This is a genomic window from Pseudomonas sp. WS 5059, from assembly GCF_012985525.1.
Classification (GTDB): domain Bacteria; phylum Pseudomonadota; class Gammaproteobacteria; order Pseudomonadales; family Pseudomonadaceae; genus Aquipseudomonas.
On the sequence record NZ_JAAQWO010000001.1, the window covers coordinates 66,728 to 85,429 of the forward strand.

Below are 18,702 nucleotides of genomic sequence, written 5' to 3' on the forward strand. Positions count from 1 at the left end.
GGCGTACTGCAGGAGCCGGCCAGCCGGCTCCTGCAAGGCTACATTCCGGCAACCGAGTTGGTGCGCTCGACTTCTTCCACCAGCTTATCGATCCCTTCCAGTCGCACCCGATTGTCGTGATCCCACGGATGAAACCCCGGCTTGAAGTAATGCAGCCACGGCCGCGCCATGCGCGGGAACACGCCCTTGGGGCCGTAGAGAAACTTCAGCATCCGCCAGAACCCCTTCAGATGCCCGCCCGCGCGGCGATCGGCGATCAACAGGCGCAGGTGGAAATCAAACACCACCAGCCAGAAAAACACCGTGGTGAACAGCATGGTCCCGGTGCGCAGCAAGTAACGCTTGGGCCCCGGCTTGATCACGCTGTTCCACACATCGAAGGCCACGGCCTTGTGCTCGGTTTCTTCAAGGGCGTGCCAGTACCACATTTGCTGGTAGCCCTTGAGCGAATCACCAAAACGCGTGGGGTCGCTGAGCAGGATCTCCGCGAGCATCGCCGTGTAGTGTTCCAGGGCGATGGTCACCGCCAGGTTGAAGGACGGCGGCAAGTGCTTCTTTTGCAGGTCGAGCATAAATTTCAAGCGCCGGTCGAGCAGATGGGCCGGCAGGCCGGCGGCTTGCAGCAGGTCGTTGTAGGCCACGTGTTCGCGGCTGTGCATGGCCTCCTGGCCGATAAAACCCTGGATCTCCTTTTTCAACGCCGGGTCGTCGATGCGCTGGCGATAGTGGCGCACGCTGTCCATGAAGAACAGTTCGCCCTGGGGAAACAGCAGCGACAGGGCATTGAAAAAATGCGTGATGAACGGGCCTTGCTCATGCCAGTCCTTGATGCGTTCGGCGGGCAGGACGAAATGCAGGTCGCGGCGAATGGGCAGCATCATGGCGACTCCTGTTCAGTGATGGGGTTGGGCAGCGGTGGCTTGCGTTTTTTTGGTGCCATGCGCCGGCTGGCAAACACCACCAGTGCCTGGTAGGCCGCTGGCACGCAGCGCGCGAGCAGGTCCAGGGCGTAGGCGTCGCGGCCGATCAGCACACGGCGTTTGTTCTTGCGCACGCCTTGCAGGATCACCTTGGCGGCCTGGTCGGCGTCGGTGATAAACAGTTTTTCGAAGTCGGCGCGGGCCTGTTGTTCGCTGTGGATCAGGAACCCGGTCATGTTCGCGTCGATCCGGCTGCTGCGGCAGATGTCGGTACGGATCCCGCCGGGATGCACGCAGGTGGCCGAGACGCCGCTGCGTTGCAAATCGAGCTCCTGGCGCAGGGCTTCGGTGAAGCCGCGCACCGCGAACTTGGTGGCGTTGTAGCCGCTCATGCCGGGCTGGGCGAACAGGCCGAACACGCTGGAGGTGTTGACCACATGCCCGTCGCCACTGGCCTTGAGGTACGGCAGGAAGGCCTTGGTGCCGTACACCACACCCCAGAAGTTAATGCCGACGATCCACTCCAGGTCGGCGTAGTCCACACCTTCCACGGTGCTCGACAGGGCCACCCCGGCATTGTTGAAAATCAAATTGACCTGGCCGTGTTCTGCCGCGCAACTGGCGGCCCAATCCTCCATGGCCTGGCGGTCGGCAACATCCACCTCCCGCGAGGTCACGCGGATCGGCGCCAGGGTGCTGCGCTGGACCAGCTCCACGGTTTGTTGCAGCCCGGCCTGGTTCTTGTCTGCCAGGGCCAGGTGGCAACCCTCGCGGGCCAGGGCCAGGGCCAAGGCGCGGCCCATGCCGGACGCGGCACCGGTGATGGCCGCCACACGGCCATTGAATGACTTCATGACAGGCTTCCTTCTGCGGTGGCATGGGGTGGCGCGACGGGGCGCGACGGGGCGCCGGTCACTAATGGCGTGACTTGATAATCGCGCAGGGCGAACTGGCGGGTGACCTGCTTGAAACGCCAGGTCGAACCGGGCCACAACGTCGTATTTTTGCCGGTGCGCGGGTCGAGGTACCAACTGCGGCAGCCGCCGGTGTTCCAGATGGTGCGCTGCAGCTTTGCCTGGATTTGCTGGTTGTAGGCGCTTTCTACGGCGGGCTTGACCTCGACCGTGGCAATTTGCTGGCGGCGCATCTGTTGCAGGGCATCGAGGATGTAGGTGACTTGCGCCTCGATCATCAGAATCATCGAGTTGTGGCCCAGCCCGGTGTTGGGCCCGACGATCAGGAACAGGTTCGGATAGCCCGGTACGGTGGTGCCCTTGTATGCGTGGGCGCCATCGCGCCAGGCCTCCATCAGGTCGACGCCACCGCGCCCGATGATGCAGCCGCGGGGCAGGGGATCGGTGGCCTGGAACCCGGTGCCGAAGATCAGGCAGTCAGCCGGGTGCTTGATGCCATCGGCGGTGATGACCCCGTCGGCTTCGATCCGCAGCACCGTCTCGGTGACCACTTCGACATTGCTGCGTGACAGCGCCGGGTAGTAGTCGTTGGAGATCAGCACGCGCTTGCAGCCGATGGTGTAGTCCGGCCGCAGGACCTTGCGCAGGGAAGGGCGCGCCACCTGTTTGTGCAGGTGACGCAGGGCGATTTTCTGCACCACTTTCATCAGGCGCGGGTGCAGCGCAAACCCCACCACCCGACCTTCCAGGGCCCAGTAGAAGGCCCCGCGCACCAGGCGCTGGGTGAACGGCAGATGCTTGAACAGCCAGCGCTCAAAGCGTGAGATGGGGCGGTCCGGCTTGGGCATGATCCACGGCGCGGTGCGCTGGAACAGGTCCAGGTGCGCCACTTGCGGGGCAATACGCGGCACGAACTGGATGGCACTGGCGCCGGTGCCAATCACTGCCACGCGCTTGCCCTTGAGTGAATAGTCGTGGTCCCAGTGCTGGGAGTGAAAGCGTTTGCCCTTGAAGCTGTCCAACCCCGCAATATCCGGCAGCGCCGGGCGGGACAGGCCGCCCATGCCCGACACCAGCACCCGCGCACTGACACGGCGGCCATTGCTGAACTGCAGTTGCCAGCGTTGCAACTGCTCATCGAACACCGCCCGTTGCAGGCCCATGCCAAAACGCAGGTACGGTGCCAGTTCAAAGCGCTGCGCGCAGTGCTCCAGGTAGGCACGGATTTCCGCCTGGGGGGCAAACTGCCGGGTCCAGTCGGGGTTGGGCGCAAAGGAAAACGAATAGACGTGGGATTGCACGTCACAGGCGCAGCCCGGGTAGTGGTTGTCGCGCCAGGTGCCGCCCAGGGAGTCGGCCTGTTCGGCAATGAAGAAGTCGTCGAGCCCGGCTTGCTTGAGTTTGATCGCCATGCACAGGCCGGCAAAGCCTGAGCCAATGATGGCGATATCAACGCAATCTGCCGGGCCGCTCGGCGGGGTAGAGGCATTCATAGGGTGTCCCTCGTGGGCTGTGGGCGCCTTACGGGTTTTGACATCGGATGTGCTCCTTTTTTGTTTTTGGCTTTTTAGATAGAACACCATTGCAAAGAAAAATTGTATTTATTATTTTAAAAAAGATTTTAAATAATCTACCTGAAAATATCGCCTACGCTACAACCTTGTCCTTTATGTGCGATTTGTCCGACGGACGAACCTTTACGCACGCAGTTGAAGTCCAGGGTGTGGACGATGGCTGAGGTCTTGACCAATACCGGTCGGATCGCCAGCAGCAGGGAAGCAGAGGACCGAGCTATGGCTGTCGAATGGGTTGTCGCTGCGGGTGTGTTTATGGCTGCCAGTGCGGCGTTATGGGGCTTGAGTGCCTGGATGACGCGCCGTATCGAAGCGGCTGTTCCAAGCAACGGGCGCTTTGTGGAGATCGATGGCGAGCGCTTTCATTATGTAGACGAGGGCAAGGGCCCGCCGCTGGTGATGATCCACGGCCTGATGGGCAGCAGTCGCAACCTGACCTATGCCTTGTCCGCGCAATTGCGCGAGCACTTTCGGGTGATCACCCTGGACCGCCCCGGCTCAGGCTATTCCACCCGGCACAAAGGCACCGGCGCCGACCTGCCAAGCCAGGCCCGGCAAGTGGCGACCTTTATCCAGACCCTGGACCTGGGCCAGCCCCTGGTGCTGGGGCATTCCCTGGGCGGGGCGATTTCCCTGGCCCTGGCCCTGGACCATCCCCATGCGGTGTCCGGGCTGGTGCTGGTGGCCCCGCTGACCCATCCCCAGCGCATGATCCCCCTGGTGTTTCTGTCGCTGGCGGTGCGCCCTGGCTGGCTGCGGCGCTGGGTGTCGCGCACGCTGACCGTGCCCATCGGCATGCTCACCAGTGGCGCGGTGGTCAAGGGCGTATTCGCTCCCGACCCGGCACCGGCCGACTTCGCCACCCGTGGCGGCGGCCTGCTGGGGATGCGTCCCGATAACTTCTATGCCGCCTCCACCGAAATCGGCCTGGTCAACGATTACCTGCCCGATATGGTCAAGCGCTACGCCCAGTTGCGCCTGCCCATCGGCCTGATCTATGGCTCGCGGGACAAGGTGCTGGACTTTCGCATGCACGGCCAGGCCCTGGCGGACAAGGTGCCAGGGCTCAAGCTGCAGCTGGTCGAAGGCCGTGGCCATATGTTGCCCATCACCGCTACCGAGCGGGTGGCAGCATTGGTCGAGCAGGTGGCCAAGCGCAGCAGGCCGCTGGAAACAGCCACAGTCCTGCACCCGCCCTTTGCGTTGGCGAGCAAATAATCATGAACCCCACGGTGCGGTCGAAAGTCGCTAACGCTTGCCCTAGACACCTGACCGAACGGCTGAAAAAGAGACTGCCCGGTCACGTAAAAAAGGCCTCGAAAAAGTAGTTGACGACCTATCGGTTCCGCGCTATTTATTTAAAAAAATATTTCAATATTTATTTTGAAATGATTTTTGAAATGCCTAAGAGCGAATAAAATAATGAAAAAAACGCCTTTTATCGCATGGTTGATTTCAAGTGGCCTTCAGTGCCGCCTGAACCTGTTTCCTGTCTCTTTTGCTTCGCTCTCCCTCCCTGCCGCGCAGTGCGTCCGGAGGTTGCCATGAATCAGACCCTGGCTGCCCCGCACGTTTGGACCGACGGCAAGCGCCACCTGTGGTGGCTGGGCATCATGCCTCTGGCGACCCCGCTGCTGTCGGGCGCCCTGGCTATTACTACGGGTGTACAAGAGCTGTGGTGGGTCGGTGTGCTGGTGATTTTCGGGCTGATCCCGTTGATCGACGGCCTGCTTGGGGAAGACGTCAGCAACCCGCCAGAATCCGCTGTCAGCGGCCTTGAGTCGCAGAAGTACTACCGCTGGATCGTCTACACCGGGGTGTTGTTGGTTATTTCATCCCTGGTGATGACCGGTTGGCTGGCGGTCAGCGGCATCGACTGGATGATCAACGGCGGCCTGCTGCAACTCACGGCGTCCATGGACCCATCGAGCTGGATGGCGCAAACCGCCAGCTTCCTGACCGCCCGGGTGCAACTGCATGGCGAGGTGAGTTGGTTCACCTACCTGGGCATGGCCATGTCCACCGGCGCCGCCACTGGCATCGCGATCAACACCGCGCATGAACTGGGGCACAAGCCGCGCCTGCTGGAGATTGTGCTGGCGAAGATCACCCTGGCGCCGACCTTCTACGGGCACTTCTACACCGAACACAACCGTGGCCATCACGTGCGCGTCGCCACTCCGGAAGATCCGGCCAGCTCGCGGCTGGGGGAGAGCTTCTGGGCCTTCCTGCCGCGCTCGGTGTGGTTCAGTGCGCGCTCGGCCTGGAACCTGGAACGCGAACGCCTGCGCAAGCTCGGCCTGCCAGCCTGGCACTGGAAGAACGGCGTACTCAGCGCCTGGATGTACAGCGTGGTGTTGTGGGGCGCGATGATCGCCTGGCTGGGTGCGGCGGTGATTCCCTTCCTGTTGATCCAGGGCATCTACGGCTTCTCGTTGCTGGAAGTAGTGAACTATGTCGAGCACTACGGGCTTAAACGCCAGAAGTTGCCCAATGGCCGTTATGAGCGGTGTTCGCCGCGCCACTCGTGGAACAGTAACCGTATTGTCACCAATATCTTTCTGTTCCAGTTGCAGCGCCACTCCGATCATCACGCCAACCCGACTCGCAGTTATCAGTCGTTGCGCCACTTTGATGAATCGCCGCAACTGCCGTATGGCTACGCCAGCATGATTGTCTGGGCCTATATCCCTTACTTGTGGCGCCGGCGTATGGATCACCGGGTACTACGGCATTATTCGGGGGATGTCACCCTGGCCAATATCCAGCCATCCAAACGCTTGAAGATACTGGAGAAGTACGGCAAGACCAGCACCTTCTAATGTGAATCAACTGTTGTAGGGCGCACTCGGGGTCTGTGTATCGCGCAGGTTTTCATCGCCCACGGTTTGCCGGATTCGAGTGCTGCTTAAGTTGCAAGAAAGTTGTTTGACCCTAACAAAAATAAAATCAAGGGAAGGACGTACACCATGCAAACACCTGCCAAGTTCACCACCCATATCGTGCTCGCTGCGCTGGGCCTTATCGCCTATCACCAGGCCCAGGCCGCACGCATCGAACCTGCCGGCAGCGCCTTCACTGCCCAGGGCCCCATCAGCTTTTCCAAGGGCGCGCTGATCAGCGCCGACTGCACCATCAAGGTGGCCGGCAAGGTCGCGGCCGATGGCTCGCAAGTCAATGTCGACAAGGTCGAGTTCGACGGTGGCCTCAAGTGCAGCCGCGTCGAAGCCATCAACCTGCCGTGGATTTTAGTGGCCAAGGATGCCAAGAGCGGCTCCATGTCGAAGATCAGCGTCGATGTGCACGCCTTTGGCCTGGGCGGCAAGTGCGGCCCATCCACTGCCGAAGGCACCTGGGATAACGCCACCGGCAAGTTGGAGGCGGCCAATGTGCCGATTGGCGAAGACTGCAAGATCAAGACGGTGTCGATCAAGATGCCGCCGACGTTCAAAGTCGTCGAGTAAACCCCCGAATTTGTAGCGGTAAATGAATTGAAATTTGGCTGGAAAGGGAAGTTCTGCTGTTTCTCCGTGACCTCTCGATCATGGCCATTACCCCGGCGAAATGACTCGCCATACATGTGAGGAAAAATAATGAAAAGTTTGAAAACCCTCGTTTGTGTAAGTTCGTTTGCTCTGTGCTTTGGCGCGGCTTCGATGGCCAGTGCGGCATCGATCACGCCTGATGGCCCATTTACCACTAACTCGGGCACTCTCGTGGTGAAAACGCCTTCTGCACCTGGCGATATCACTTGCAATGTGACCTTCGGTGGGAACGTTTCCGGCGGGGTTGCCACCATTACGTCGGCGCAGCTTTCGGGCAACGTGCTCTGCAGCCTGCCAACGTTGAAGAACATTCCTTCCCCAGGTTGGGTACTGACTGCAAACACCTTTGACCCGGGTACCCAAACCGGTACTGGCACCGTGACTGGCGTGGGCTGGACCATCACCTTCCCAGCGTCCAACTGCGGCCCCGGCCCACTCAACGTAGTGTGGGACGAAGCAACCAAAACCCTGTCGACTACTGGCAGCCAATCGCTGTCCGGTAACTGCTTCGTCAGGTCGCTGAACGTCAAGGCCCCAACCCTGAAGTTGCAATAAGAGCAAAGGGCTGATCACCCCTGAGAGAAGCAGGTGCCTCGTTAGAGGCACCTGTTGAGGCAAAGCGGCTCGGTTGTACCGGTTGTGATGAATAAAAATAATAAGGAGTGGCGCATGAATAACAAGAAACAGCAGGCCCAGGCGTTATTAGGCCTGGCATTGTTGGGCGGGCTGATCGCCTCGGCAGGAACCGTTCAGGCGGGTGGCTTCATGACGCCAACTGCGAATACTGCTGGCTGGGGCCGGGCATTTGGTGGCGGTTCAATGTTCAAGAACGATCCTTCAGCGGCCTACAACAACCCGGCTGCAATGGCTTTCATTGATAAAACCATTTCGCAGTTCACCATCAACTACGCAAATATCGATATCAAATACAAAGGCTCGGCGTATGACTACGCTGGCAATCCGACGTCCAACACGGTCATGGATCCCACGACTGGGGAACTCGTCTCGTCGACCCCGCGCACCGGTAACGGCGGCCAGGGTGGGTTCGAAGCATGGGTGCCTACCGGCTTTATGGTGATTCCGATCAACGACCGTTTTGCCTTTGGTTTGAGCCAAGTGGTTCCCATGGGCGCGCGCACAACCTGGGATGAGGATTGGAAAGGTCGCGACTTTGCGGTGGATACCCGCATTGAAACCGTTGGCCTGACCGGCTCGCTGTCGTTCAAGGTCAATGATGAGTTTTCCATCGGTGGTGGTGCGATTCTCCAGCACACCAAAGGCTTTGTGAGCCAGAACGTCGATCTGTATGCCGCTGCTGCGCAGTCGCCGGACTTCGGGATGATTCCGTTCCCGGCCGGCCAGGGCTTCGCCTTGATGCGGGTCAAGGTCGACAACAACTCCCTGGGTTGGTTTGCGGGGATGACCTGGAAGCCCACGGCGCAGGACACCCTGGGCTTGAACTACCACGCCAAGATCAAGAACAAGCTGGAAGGCAAGTACAACATGTACGCTGACCCGACCTCGGAGGGGCTGATGACCATTCCTGTGGTCGACGGTAAAACCCTGGTCGAGTTGGCTTACCCTGGGCTGAAGCTGTATCCGGGTGGTGCCAATGCCTCCACGCAACTGGATATCCCTGCCAACGCGTCCCTGGACTGGGTACACGACTTCTCTGACCGCCTGACCCTGGGCGCCAGTGTGACCTGGACCCAATGGTCCTCCTTCGAGGCGCTGACCTTGAAGTCCAATGGCAGCACCATCGTGTCGATCCCGTACAAGTACAAGAACACCTGGATGTATTCGTTCGGTGGCGACTACAAACTCACGGATGACTTTACCGTGCGTGCCGGTGTGGCCTTCGACCAGACCCCAACCCGCAACTCCACCCGTGACCCACGTATCCCGGATGGTGACCGCACTTTTGCCTCCCTGGGCTTTGGCTACAACATCCGCGCCATTCCTGGCCTGAGCATCGACGGCGCGTATTCCCGCCAGTTCGTGGAAACCGTCAAGCTCAAGACCAAGAACGTTGATCGTCTGGGCGCGGCGTCGCTGGATGGCAAATCCGAGGCCAAGGGCGAAGTGGTCAGCCTCTCGGCTACCTACGCCTTCTGACCTGAGGTTGGATCTGCGTAGTGCCTGGGTAAACGCGTAGTCAGCGCATCTTTCTACTGCGTTTACCCGGTGCTGCACCCATGGGTCGCCCACGCGACCCTTGGTGATTTCCTTCTCCCTTCAACACTTCGGCTGACACGTTCGGCCGAGAATTATTTCGCAAACAGATTAAATAAAAATTTCAAAACAAAATTTGAATTTGTCTTTTCAAGTTTGTAGTGTGGTGATCGGTCGCAGGCCATACCGACCTGCTGACATGCGTGCCGTGCCCTGAATAGTTGCCCTGATCAAGTAGAGGTATCTCCATGGTTATCTGGTTATTGGCGGGACTCGCTGCGGCGACTGCCCTGGCGTATCGACAAGCGGCAGCCACCCTGTGGCTGGGGGCTGGCCTGGCCTGGTTGGCGGGTGGCTACCTGTTCAATGTGGTCGCTGGGTTTGGCCTGAGTGTGGCGACGCTTTTGGTGGTGGCGCCGGCGCTGCTGCTGAGCATCAAGCCGCTGCGCCGCGCACTGTTGACCAGCAAGGCCCTGGGCCTGTTTCGTACGATCATGCCGGCCATGTCCGACACTGAGCGCGCGGCTATCGAGTCCGGCACCGTGTGGTGGGACGCCGAGTTGTTCAGCGGCAAACCCAATTGGCAGCGCTTGCTGCAAGCCGCTCCGGCACGCTTGAGCGCCGAAGAGCAGGCGTTCCTCGACAACGAAGTGGAAACCCTCTGCGACATGGCCAATGACTGGGAAACCACCCAGGTCTGGCAGGACCTGTCGCCCGAAGGCTGGCAGTACACCAAGGACGCCGGCTTCCTCGGCATGATCATTCCCAAGCAATATGGCGGCAAGGGCTTCTCCCACTATGCCCATTCGCAAGTGGTGATGAAGCTGTCGACCCGTTGCTCGGCGGCGGCGATTTCGGTGATGGTCCCCAACTCCCTGGGGCCTGCCGAACTGCTGCTGCATTACGGCACCGACGCCCAGCGCAATTACTACCTGCCGCGCCTGGCCCGGGGCGAAGACATCCCGTGCTTTGCCCTGACCAGCCCCTATGCCGGCTCCGACGCCGGGGCGATTCCCGACCTGGGCATCGTCTGCAAGGGCATGCATGAAGGCCAGCAAGTGCTGGGTTTCAGCGTGACCTGGGACAAGCGCTATATCACCCTCGGCCCCATCGCCACGGTGCTGGGCCTGGCCTTTCGCGCCGAAGACCCGGACGGCCTGCTGGGCCAGCCTGGTTCGCTGGGCATCACCTGCGCGTTGATCCCCACGTCCCATCCCGGGGTGAACAGTGGTCGCCGTCATTGGCCCCTCAATGCGGTGTTCCAGAACGGCCCGACCACCGGCAAGGACGTGTTTATCCCCCTGGAGTGGGTGATCGGCGGCCGCGAGCAAGTGGGCAACGGCTGGCGCATGTTGATGGAATGCCTGGCCGCCGGGCGCGCGATTTCCCTGCCGTCGGCCAACGTTGGCCTGGGCAAGGTGGCGGTACGCGGTACCACGGCCTATGCCGCGATGCGCAAGCAGTTCGGCCTGCCGATTGGCAAGTTTGAAGGGGTGCAGGCGCCGTTGGCGCGCATGGCCGGGCACCTGTATGCCTGCGATGCGGTGCGCAAGGTGTCGGTGGCGTCGTTGGATGCTGGCGAGAAACCCTCGGTTATCTCGGCAATTGCCAAATACCACGTCACCGAGCGTGCGCGGATCATCGTCAACGATGGCATGGACATCGTCGCCGGCAAGGGCATCTGCATGGGGCCCAACAACTTCCTGGCCCGTGCCTATCAACAAAGCCCCATCGCGATCACGGTGGAAGGCGCGAACATCATGACCCGCTGCCTGATCATCTACGGCCAGGGCCTGATCCGGTGCCATCCTTATGTGTTTCGCGAGATGGAAGCGGCGCGCAACACCGATAGTCGCCAGGCGCTGCTGGCGTTCGACAGTGCCATGTTCGGTCACCTGAGCTTTGTGCTGGCCAATACCGTACGTGCGGCGGTGCATTCTCTTACAGGCGGGCGGCTGATTGCCGTGCCGGCCAAGACCGACCCTTCGCTTGCGTCCTACTACCGCCAGGCCAATCGGCTGTCGGTGGTGCTGGCATTGATTTCCGATATTTCCATGGGCGTGCTGGGCGGGGCGCTCAAGCGCAAGGAAAGCATCACCGGGCGCCTGGGCGATATGCTGTCCCAGCTCTACATCTTGTCCTGCGTGCTCAAGCGTTTTGAAGACGATGGCCGGCCCCAGGCGGATCTGCCGCTGGTGCATTGGTCGGCCCAGGACGCCCTGTTGCGGGCCCATGAAGCCCTGGCCGAGGTGCTCGACAATTATCCTTCGAAGCCGGCTGCGGCAGTGATTCGTGGCTTGAGCTTCCCGTTCGGCATTCCCCAGCGCAAGCCGTCAGACCGCTTGCTGGCCCAGGTGGCCGAACTGGTGCAGACCCCGGGCGAAAGCCGCGACCGTTTGCTGGCCAACTCCTACATCCCGCGTCCGGAAGTCGACAAGTTGGCCTACGGCGAGTTGGCGTTCCGCCTGCTGCCCCAGGTGGAGTTGATCGAAGGGCGACTCAAGGCGGCCGTCAAGCAAGGCACCCTCGACCCGATGCCGATCAGCAGCACGGCGTTTACCGCCTGGCGCATCAAGGCCCGCGCCCTGGATCTGATCAGCGCCGACGAAGACGCCTTGCTGGCGCGCTATGTGGAGTACGCCGACCACGGCATCCAGGTGGACGACTTCCCGCAGGACTTCGGGTTGCTGGAGGCACTGCAAAAGCGTCAACAGGCGTTGGAGCAAGTGGCCAAACCCAGCAGCAAAAAACGTGAAAACGCCCCGGTGAACTAAACACCAACACGCGCCCTGTAGGAGCTGGCTTGCCTGCGATAGCGGTGTGTCTGTGCCAAAGATGCAATCTGACACACCGCCATCGCAGGCAAGCCAGCTCCTACAGGAGATTGGGTTTGCAGGTCAGGAAAACGGATCGATTTATGAGCGACAGCTATCTCTCTTTTGTGAACTCTGCCTGGGGCCGTCGCCTGGCCCAGACTATCGGCTTGCCACAACCCTTGCCCCTGCAACGTCATCGCAGCGGCCAGCAAGGCTTGGCCAACCCGGTGATCATCGCCGGGGCAGGGCGCCTGGCGGACGAGGTGCGGCGCATCTTCAAGGCCACCGACACCGTGCCGGCCCAGGCCGCCACGCTCAAGGCGCCGTCTACGGTCAAGGTCCAGGGCGCGGTGTTCGATGCCAGTGCCGTGCTCGACCTCAAGCAACTGGACGAACTCTACGAATTCTTCCACGCCAACGCCCGGCGCCTGGGGCAGCACGCCCGCGTGGTGGTGTTGGGCACCGCGCCCGAACACTGCCAGGACTTGCCCCAGGCCATCGCCCAGCGTGCCCTGGAAGGCCTGGTGCGGTCCCTGGCCAAGGAGCTGCGGCGGGCGATCACGGTGCAACTGATCTATGTCGCGCCGGGTGCCGAGCAGGCCCTGGAAAGCAGCCTGCGCTTTTTCCTGTCGCGGCGTTCGGCCTATGTCTCGGGGCAGGTGGTGCGCCTGGAACAACCGGTCGATGCCGCCCCCGCCATCAACTGGGACAAGCCCTTAAGCGGCCGCCGCGCCTTGGTCACCGGCGCCTCCCGTGGCATTGGCCTGGCTATCGCCCAGGTCCTGGCCCGTGACGGCGCGCACGTGGTGTGCGTGGATGTGCCGCAAGCGTTGCCCTCCCTGGAACAGGCGGCCAGCAGCGTCGGCGGCCACGCCTGGGCGCTGGACATCACCGCCGCCGATGCGGTGCAGCAGTTGCAGGCTTATGTGGCCGAGCACGGCGCGTTTGATGTGGTGGTGCATAACGCCGGGATCACGCGCGACAAGACCATCGCGAAAATGACCGAAACCGCCTGGCGCAGTGTGCTGGCGGTCAACCTCGAAGCGCCGTTGCACTTGAGTCAAGCCTTGCTGCAGGGGCAGGGGCTCAATGCCGGTGGGCGGGTGGTCTGTGTGTCGTCGATCTCCGGGATCGCCGGCAACCTGGGGCAGAGCAACTACGCCACCTCCAAGGCCGGGGTGATTGGCCTGGTGCAGGGCCTGGCGCCCGTGGCGGCGGCGCGGCAGGTCACGGTCAATGGCGTGGCGCCGGGGTTTATCGAGACCCAGATGACCGCGAAAATCCCGCTGATGATTCGCGAAGCGGGGCGGCGCATGAACTCCCTGTCCCAGGGCGGGCAACCCATCGACGTCGCCGAAACCATTGCCTGGCTGGCGCATCCGGCCTCGGGCGGGGTCAACGGCCAGGTGGTGCGCGTGTGCGGCCAAAGCCTGTTGGGAGCCTGAGCATGGACTACGTGACGCAGATTATCGATCCGCCTCCATCGCGCAATCGCCTGTTGCTCGATGGCCTGTTGGCGCTGCGCAAACCCAAGCTTGAGGGGGCGCCGGCCTTGCCCAGGGAGCGCCTGGTGCGCTCGGCGGTGGAGTTGAGTGCCAGGGATATTGCCGCCTATGGCCGGGCCTGTGGTTTCCAGCGTGAGCAAGGGGTGCCGCTGTCCTATCCCCATGTGCTGGCGTTCCCTTTGCACTTGATGCTGCTGACGCGCCCGAGTTTTCCGTACCCCGCCAGTGGCATGGTGCATCTGGCCAACCGCATCCGCCAGCATCGGCGCCTGCAGGAAGGCCAGGCCCTGCGCCTGGAAGTGTTTGCCGAGCGCTGGGTGGCCCATGCCAGGGGCCAGGCCTTGAGCATCGCCACCCATGCCTACAGCGCCGGCGAGTTGGTGTGGCAGAGCGAAAGCCTGTACCTGCGCCGGGATGTCGCCAACCCGCTGGGCGAACCCTGGGGGCACAGCCTGCAATTACCCGAAGAGGACCTGCGGCGGACCCAGCGCTGGGTGCTGCCGGCGGACCTGGGGCGGCGTTTTGCCAAGGTGTCGGGGGATTTCAACCCGATCCATACCTCGCTGATCGGCGCGCGCCTGTTCGGTTTTCGCCGGGCCATTGCCCATGGCATGTGGACCCTGGGCCGCGCCCTGGCCGCCCAGCAACCCCCGGGCGGGCTGGATGTGGCCGAGGCCCATTGCGAGTTCAAGTTGCCGATCTTCCTGCCCGGCCAGGTCGCCCTGTGGAATGCCCCGGCAGACGGCCCGCACCGCGCGTTCGAGGTGCGCAACCCGGCCGGCGACAAACCCCATATGCGCGGCCTGTTTATCTGGCACCCACGTTTTGATGAGAGTCGTCCATGAGTGACTACAGCTTCAACCCCGCCCCGACGCGCCGTGTGGCGATTGTTGGTGGCAACCGCATTCCGTTTGCCCGCTCCAACACGGTGTACGCCCACGACAGCAACCAGGATTTGCTGGTGGCTGCGCTGCAAGGCCTGGTGGACCGCTACAACCTCCACGGCCTGCGCCTGGGCGAGTTTGCCGCTGGCGCGGTGATCAAGCATTCGCGGGATTTCAACCTGGCCCGAGAATCGTTGCTGTCCACCACCCTGTCCCCCGAAACCCCCGCCTACGACCTGCAACAAGCCTGCGGCACGGGCCTTGAGGCGGCGTTGCTGGTGGCCAATAAAATCGCGCTTGGGCAGATTGAAGTGGGGATTGCCGGGGGCGCCGATACCACCTCCGACGCGCCCATCGGCATCAACGAGTCCCTGCGCCGCACACTGCTGGCGGCCAACCGCGCCAAGGGCGCCGGCAACAAGTTGCGCAGCCTGTTGGCGGTGCGTCCCTCGATGTTTTTCAAGCCTTTGCTGCCACGCAATGGCGAGCCGCGTACCGGCTTGTCCATGGGCGAACACTGCGAAGAAATGGCCAAGCGCTGGCAGATCAAGCGCCTGGCCCAGGACGAACTGACCCTGACCAGCCACCAGCGCCTCGACGCGGCCTATAACAACGGCTTCTTCGACGACCTGATCAGCCCCTATCGCGGCCTGTCCCGCGACAACAACCTGCGCGCCGACGCCAGCCTGGAGAAGCTCGCCAGCCTGTCCCCGGCCTATGACCGGCAGAACGGCACCCTCACGGCCGGCAACTCCACGCCGCTGACCGACGGCGCTTCGGTGGTGCTGCTGGCCAGCGAGGAATGGGCCGCCGCCCGCGGCCTGCCGGTGCTGGCCTACCTGCGTACCGGCGAGACCGCGGCGGTGAACTTCGTCGATGGCAGTGAGGGCCTGCTGATGGCACCGGCCTACGCCGTGCCACGCATGCTTGCGCGCGAAGGCCTGGGTTTTGCCGACTTTGATTTGTTCGAGATCCACGAAGCCTTTGCCGCCCAGGCGCTGTGCACCCTCAAGGCCTGGGAAGACGCCGATTACTGCCGTGAGCGCCTGGGGCTGGACGCGCCGCTGGGGCCTATCGACCGCGCCAAGATGAACGTCAACGGCGGCTCGCTCGGTTGCGGTCATCCCTTTGCCGCCACCGGTGGCCGTCAGTTGGCGGCGCTGGCCAAGGCCATCCACCAGCGTGGTGGCGGGCGCGGCTTGATTTCCATCTGTGCCGCCGGCGGCCTGGGCATTACCGCCATCGTTGAAAAGTAGCCCTACAACAACAATAAGGAGACTGCGATGAATGCTGTAAGCCTGGACCAAACCGAACGTATCTGGCTGAACGCCTACCTGCCCGGCGTGCCCAGCGACATCGATGCCGGCATCGAGGACTACCCGTCGTTGCGCGAGGTGTTTCTCGAGCATTTGCACAAATACCGCGACCGCGTGGCCTACGTCAGCATCGGCACCGAAATGACCTACGCCACTTGGCAGGCCCAGGGCATCGCCTTTGCCGCCTGGCTGCAAGCCCAGGGCGTGCGCAAGGGCGATCGCGTGGCATTGATGATGCCCAACTGCCTGCAGTACCCGATCTGCCTGCTGGGCACCATCCTCGCCGGTGCGGTGGTGGTCAACGTCAACCCGTTGTACACCTCCCACGAACTCAAGCACCTGCTCAAGGACAGCGGCGCCGAGACCGTGGTGATCTTCGAGAACTTCGCGCACACCCTGGAAAAAGTCGTGGCCGGCAGCACGATCAAACGCGTGGTCATCGCGGCCATTGGCGACCTGCTCGGCACCTTCAAGGGCGCGGCGATGAACTTCATCCTGCGCCGTGTGCAAAAACAGGTGCCCGCTTTCAATCTGCCGGGTGCGCTGCGTTTCAACCAGACGCTCAAACAGGGCCGGGGCCTGACCCACACCCCGGTGCCGCTGGCGCGTGAAGAACTGGCGTTCCTGCAATACACCGGCGGCACCACCGGCGATGCCAAGGGCGTGATGCTCAGCCACCGCAATATCATCGCCAACCTGTTGCAGGCCAAGGCCTGGGTGGGCGATCAACTGGACCAGGACCAGCAGGAAACCAACGTCACCCTGTTGCCGCTTTATCACATCTTTTCCCTGACCGTCAATTGCCTGATGTTCATGTGCCTGGGCGGGCGCAATATCCTGATCGCCAACCCTCGGGACGTGAAGCGGGTGCAGATGATCCTGCGCAAGGAGCGTTTCAACGGCATTGCCGGGGTCAACACGTTGTTCAACGGCTTGCTGGAGAACGCAGAGTTCCGCGCCCGGGACTTTTCCGACCTGCGCCTGGTCATCGCTGGCGGCATGGCCACGCACACCGCGGTGGCCAAGCGCTGGAAAGAAGTCACCGGGCTGCCGATCATCGAGGGTTACGGCCTGACGGAGTGCTCGCCGGTGGTGAGCATCAGCCCCATCGATATCTCACGCATGCGCGACATGGAATTTACCGGCAGCATCGGCGTGCCATTGCCGTCGACCTGGGTGCGCTTCATCCGCGAGGACGGTGAAGTGGCTGACATCGGCGAGCAGGGCGAATTGCAGGTACGCGGCCCACAGGTAATGCAGGGCTACTGGCAGCGCCCCAAGGAAACCGCCGAGGTACTGGACGCCGAGGGCTGGCTGTCGACCGGGGATATCGGGGTGATGAACGAACAGGGCTTCATCCGCCTGGTGGATCGCAAGAAGGACATGATCCTGGTGTCGGGTTTCAACGTGTACCCCAATGAAATCGAAGACGTGGTGGCGTTGCATCCGGGGGTTGCGGAAGTGGCGGCGATTGGCGTGGAGGATGGGGTGACCGGGGAGAAGGTAAAGATTGTCGTGGTGCGCCGCGACCCCAGCCTGACTCAGGAGCAGCTGTTGGCCCATTGCCGGGAATATCTGACGGGTTACAAGGTGCCCAAGTTTGTCGAGTTCCGCGTCGAAGAGTTGCCCAAGACCACGGTGGGCAAGGTCCTGCGCCGCGCATTGCGCTGACTTGATGCGGTCTAATGTGGGAGCGGGCTTGGCCGCGATGACAGAGTGTCAGTCAATAAATGTGCTGACTGACAGCCCGCCATCGCGGCCAAGCCCACTCCCACATTGATCGGTGCAGGTCTTTAAATTTCGCTCACGTTGACCCACCGCTCTTCCCGCACCGCCAGCCGAAGCGCTGTCGCCAACCGCTCCACCTCCCATGCCGCGTCAAAATCAGTACCCGCTGCACCTTGCCCGGCCAGTGCCATGATCAACTCCTGCACCTCCAGGGTCTTCAGTTCGTTGTACCCCAACTGATGGCCCGCCGCCGGGCTGAACGCGGCATAGCCGGGCAGGGCGGGGCCTGCCAGCAGGCGCTGGAAACCCTGGTCACCGGCGCGAAACAGGCGCAGCTCATTCAACCGCTCCTGATCGAACGCCAGGGTGCCGCGTGTACCGCTGATCTCGAAACTCAGGTGATTCTTGTAGCCGTGCTTGAGCCAACTGCTGCTGACAGTGCCGTGTGCGCCATTGGCAAAACGCAGCAGGGCATGTACCTGGTCGTCCACCGCAATTGAGCGCAATTGGGTGCTGCCAGGGCTGGCCGGGCGTTGGGCGTGGACGGTCTGGCTGTCGGCGCACACCTTGCTCACATCGCCCACCAGGTAACGCGCCATGGCCAGCAGATGACTGCCCAGGTCCGCCAGGGCGCCGCCGGCATGCTCTACTTCACAGCGCCAGGACCAGGGCGACGCCGGGTCGGCCATGAAGTCTTCGCTGAACTCGCCCTGGAAACTGATGATCTGCCCCAGCTCGCCCGCCTCGATCATCTGCCGCGCCAGGACGATCATCGGGTTGTGCTGGTAGTTGTAGCCGACTCGCGTCACCACCCCGGCGTCGCGGGCGGCGCGGCGCATGGCGTCGGCTTGCTGCAGGCTGGTCGCCAGGGGTTTTTCGCAATACACCGCCTTGCCCGCCGCCAGTGCCGCCATGGCCATGGGGTAGTGCAGGTGGTTGGGGGTGGTGATGGCCACCAGGTCCACTTGCGGATCCTCGATCAGTTGTTGCCAGTCGCCGTGTGCCTGGGCAAACCCCCAGGCACTGGCACAGCGCTGCGCACGCTCGGTGTCGGCATCGGCCAGGGCCGCCAGTGTCAGGTTGAAGGGCAAGTCAAACACCGCACGGGCGTTATTGAACGCCAGTGCGTGGGCACGGCCCATGAAGCCTGTACCGATCAGGCCGATTCCAAGTGCGCGCATGGCGGTGGTCCTTTTGATTATTGTTTTCAGGAGGGCAATTAATAGAATAAAAATTCCCTACAATCAATATGTGGAATAAAAATACCGCCAGCTGGCTGCGGGCAAGTCATCATTCCAGCGAATGCGGCTATATTCAGCGCGAAGGCA

14 protein-coding genes are annotated in these 18,702 nt (G+C 62.1%); 10 read left to right on the forward strand and 4 right to left on the reverse strand.

Annotation, left to right across the window (positions count from 1 at the left end):
* Nucleotides 1-38: 38 nt before the first annotated feature.
* From HBO12_RS00320 to HBO12_RS00330, 3 genes are read right to left on the reverse strand one after another with little or no spacing between them, the layout of a single operon-like run.
* Entirely contained in the window at nt 39-878 is an 840-nt protein-coding gene (locus HBO12_RS00320) for a metal-dependent hydrolase (RefSeq protein ID WP_169955795.1), read from the reverse strand.
* On the reverse strand, nt 878-1,774 hold the full coding sequence (locus HBO12_RS00325) for an SDR family NAD(P)-dependent oxidoreductase (RefSeq protein ID WP_170041038.1): 897 nt from the start codon (nt 1,772-1,774) through the stop codon (nt 878-880). Before HBO12_RS00325 ends, HBO12_RS00320 begins: the two co-directional genes overlap by 1 nt.
* Nucleotides 1,771-3,327, reverse strand: a complete 1,557-nt coding sequence (locus tag HBO12_RS00330) for a flavin-containing monooxygenase (RefSeq protein ID WP_170041039.1) — start codon at nt 3,325-3,327, stop codon at nt 1,771-1,773. The genes HBO12_RS00325 and HBO12_RS00330 overlap by 4 nt, the downstream gene beginning before the upstream one ends.
* 300 nt (nt 3,328-3,627) lie before the next feature.
* Between HBO12_RS00330 and HBO12_RS00335 the strand changes: the two genes are divergently transcribed.
* The 10 genes from HBO12_RS00335 (at nt 3,628) to HBO12_RS00380 (ending at nt 17,317) form a co-directional block, all read left to right on the forward strand.
* Nucleotides 3,628-4,626 carry an alpha/beta fold hydrolase gene (locus tag HBO12_RS00335; RefSeq protein ID WP_262376859.1) on the forward strand — a complete coding sequence of 333 codons (999 nt, stop codon included), beginning with the start codon at nt 3,628-3,630 and terminating at the stop codon, nt 4,624-4,626.
* A 326-nt stretch (nt 4,627-4,952) separates the two neighbouring features.
* Nucleotides 4,953-6,230 (forward strand): alkane 1-monooxygenase, encoded by a 1,278-nt coding sequence (locus tag HBO12_RS00340; RefSeq protein WP_169955783.1) that lies wholly within the window; start codon nt 4,953-4,955, stop codon nt 6,228-6,230.
* Between the two features lie 147 nt (nt 6,231-6,377).
* On the forward strand, nt 6,378-6,872 hold the full coding sequence (gene praA / locus HBO12_RS00345) for an alkane oxidation protein activator PraA (protein ID WP_170041041.1): 495 nt from the start codon (nt 6,378-6,380) through the stop codon (nt 6,870-6,872).
* A 129-nt stretch (nt 6,873-7,001) separates the two neighbouring features.
* Complete coding sequence (gene praB, locus HBO12_RS00350; protein WP_170041042.1) at nt 7,002-7,508, forward strand: alkane oxidation protein activator PraB; 507 nt, start codon at nt 7,002-7,004, stop codon at nt 7,506-7,508.
* 114 nt (nt 7,509-7,622) lie between these two features.
* The gene (locus tag HBO12_RS00355; protein WP_170041043.1) at nt 7,623-9,068 is read left to right on the forward strand and encodes an outer membrane protein transport protein; all 1,446 of its coding nucleotides are present in this window, start codon (nt 7,623-7,625) and stop codon (nt 9,066-9,068) included.
* Nucleotides 9,069-9,373: 305 nt separating this feature from the next.
* Nucleotides 9,374-11,899: an acyl-CoA dehydrogenase gene (locus HBO12_RS00360; RefSeq protein WP_170041044.1), complete on the forward strand. Its 2,526-nt coding sequence runs from the start codon at nt 9,374-9,376 to the stop codon at nt 11,897-11,899.
* Nucleotides 11,900-12,042: 143 nt separating this feature from the next.
* Nucleotides 12,043-13,386 (forward strand): 3-oxoacyl-ACP reductase, encoded by a 1,344-nt coding sequence (locus HBO12_RS00365; protein WP_170041045.1) that lies wholly within the window; start codon nt 12,043-12,045, stop codon nt 13,384-13,386.
* A 2-nt stretch (nt 13,387-13,388) separates the two neighbouring features.
* Nucleotides 13,389-14,291, forward strand: a complete 903-nt coding sequence (locus HBO12_RS00370; RefSeq protein WP_170041046.1) for a MaoC/PaaZ C-terminal domain-containing protein — start codon at nt 13,389-13,391, stop codon at nt 14,289-14,291.
* Entirely contained in the window at nt 14,288-15,586 is a 1,299-nt protein-coding gene (locus tag HBO12_RS00375; RefSeq protein WP_170041048.1) for an acetyl-CoA C-acetyltransferase, read from the forward strand. Before HBO12_RS00370 ends, HBO12_RS00375 begins: the two co-directional genes overlap by 4 nt.
* 27 nt (nt 15,587-15,613) lie before the next feature.
* Nucleotides 15,614-17,317 (forward strand): AMP-binding protein, encoded by a 1,704-nt coding sequence (locus tag HBO12_RS00380; protein ID WP_170041049.1) that lies wholly within the window; start codon nt 15,614-15,616, stop codon nt 17,315-17,317.
* A gap of 122 nt (nt 17,318-17,439) precedes the next feature.
* Here HBO12_RS00380 and HBO12_RS00385 read toward each other — a convergent pair whose 3' ends face one another.
* Nucleotides 17,440-18,555, reverse strand: coding sequence for a Gfo/Idh/MocA family protein (locus HBO12_RS00385; RefSeq protein WP_170041051.1), 1,116 nt, complete (start codon nt 18,553-18,555; stop codon nt 17,440-17,442).
* Nucleotides 18,556-18,702: the final 147 nt, after the last annotated feature.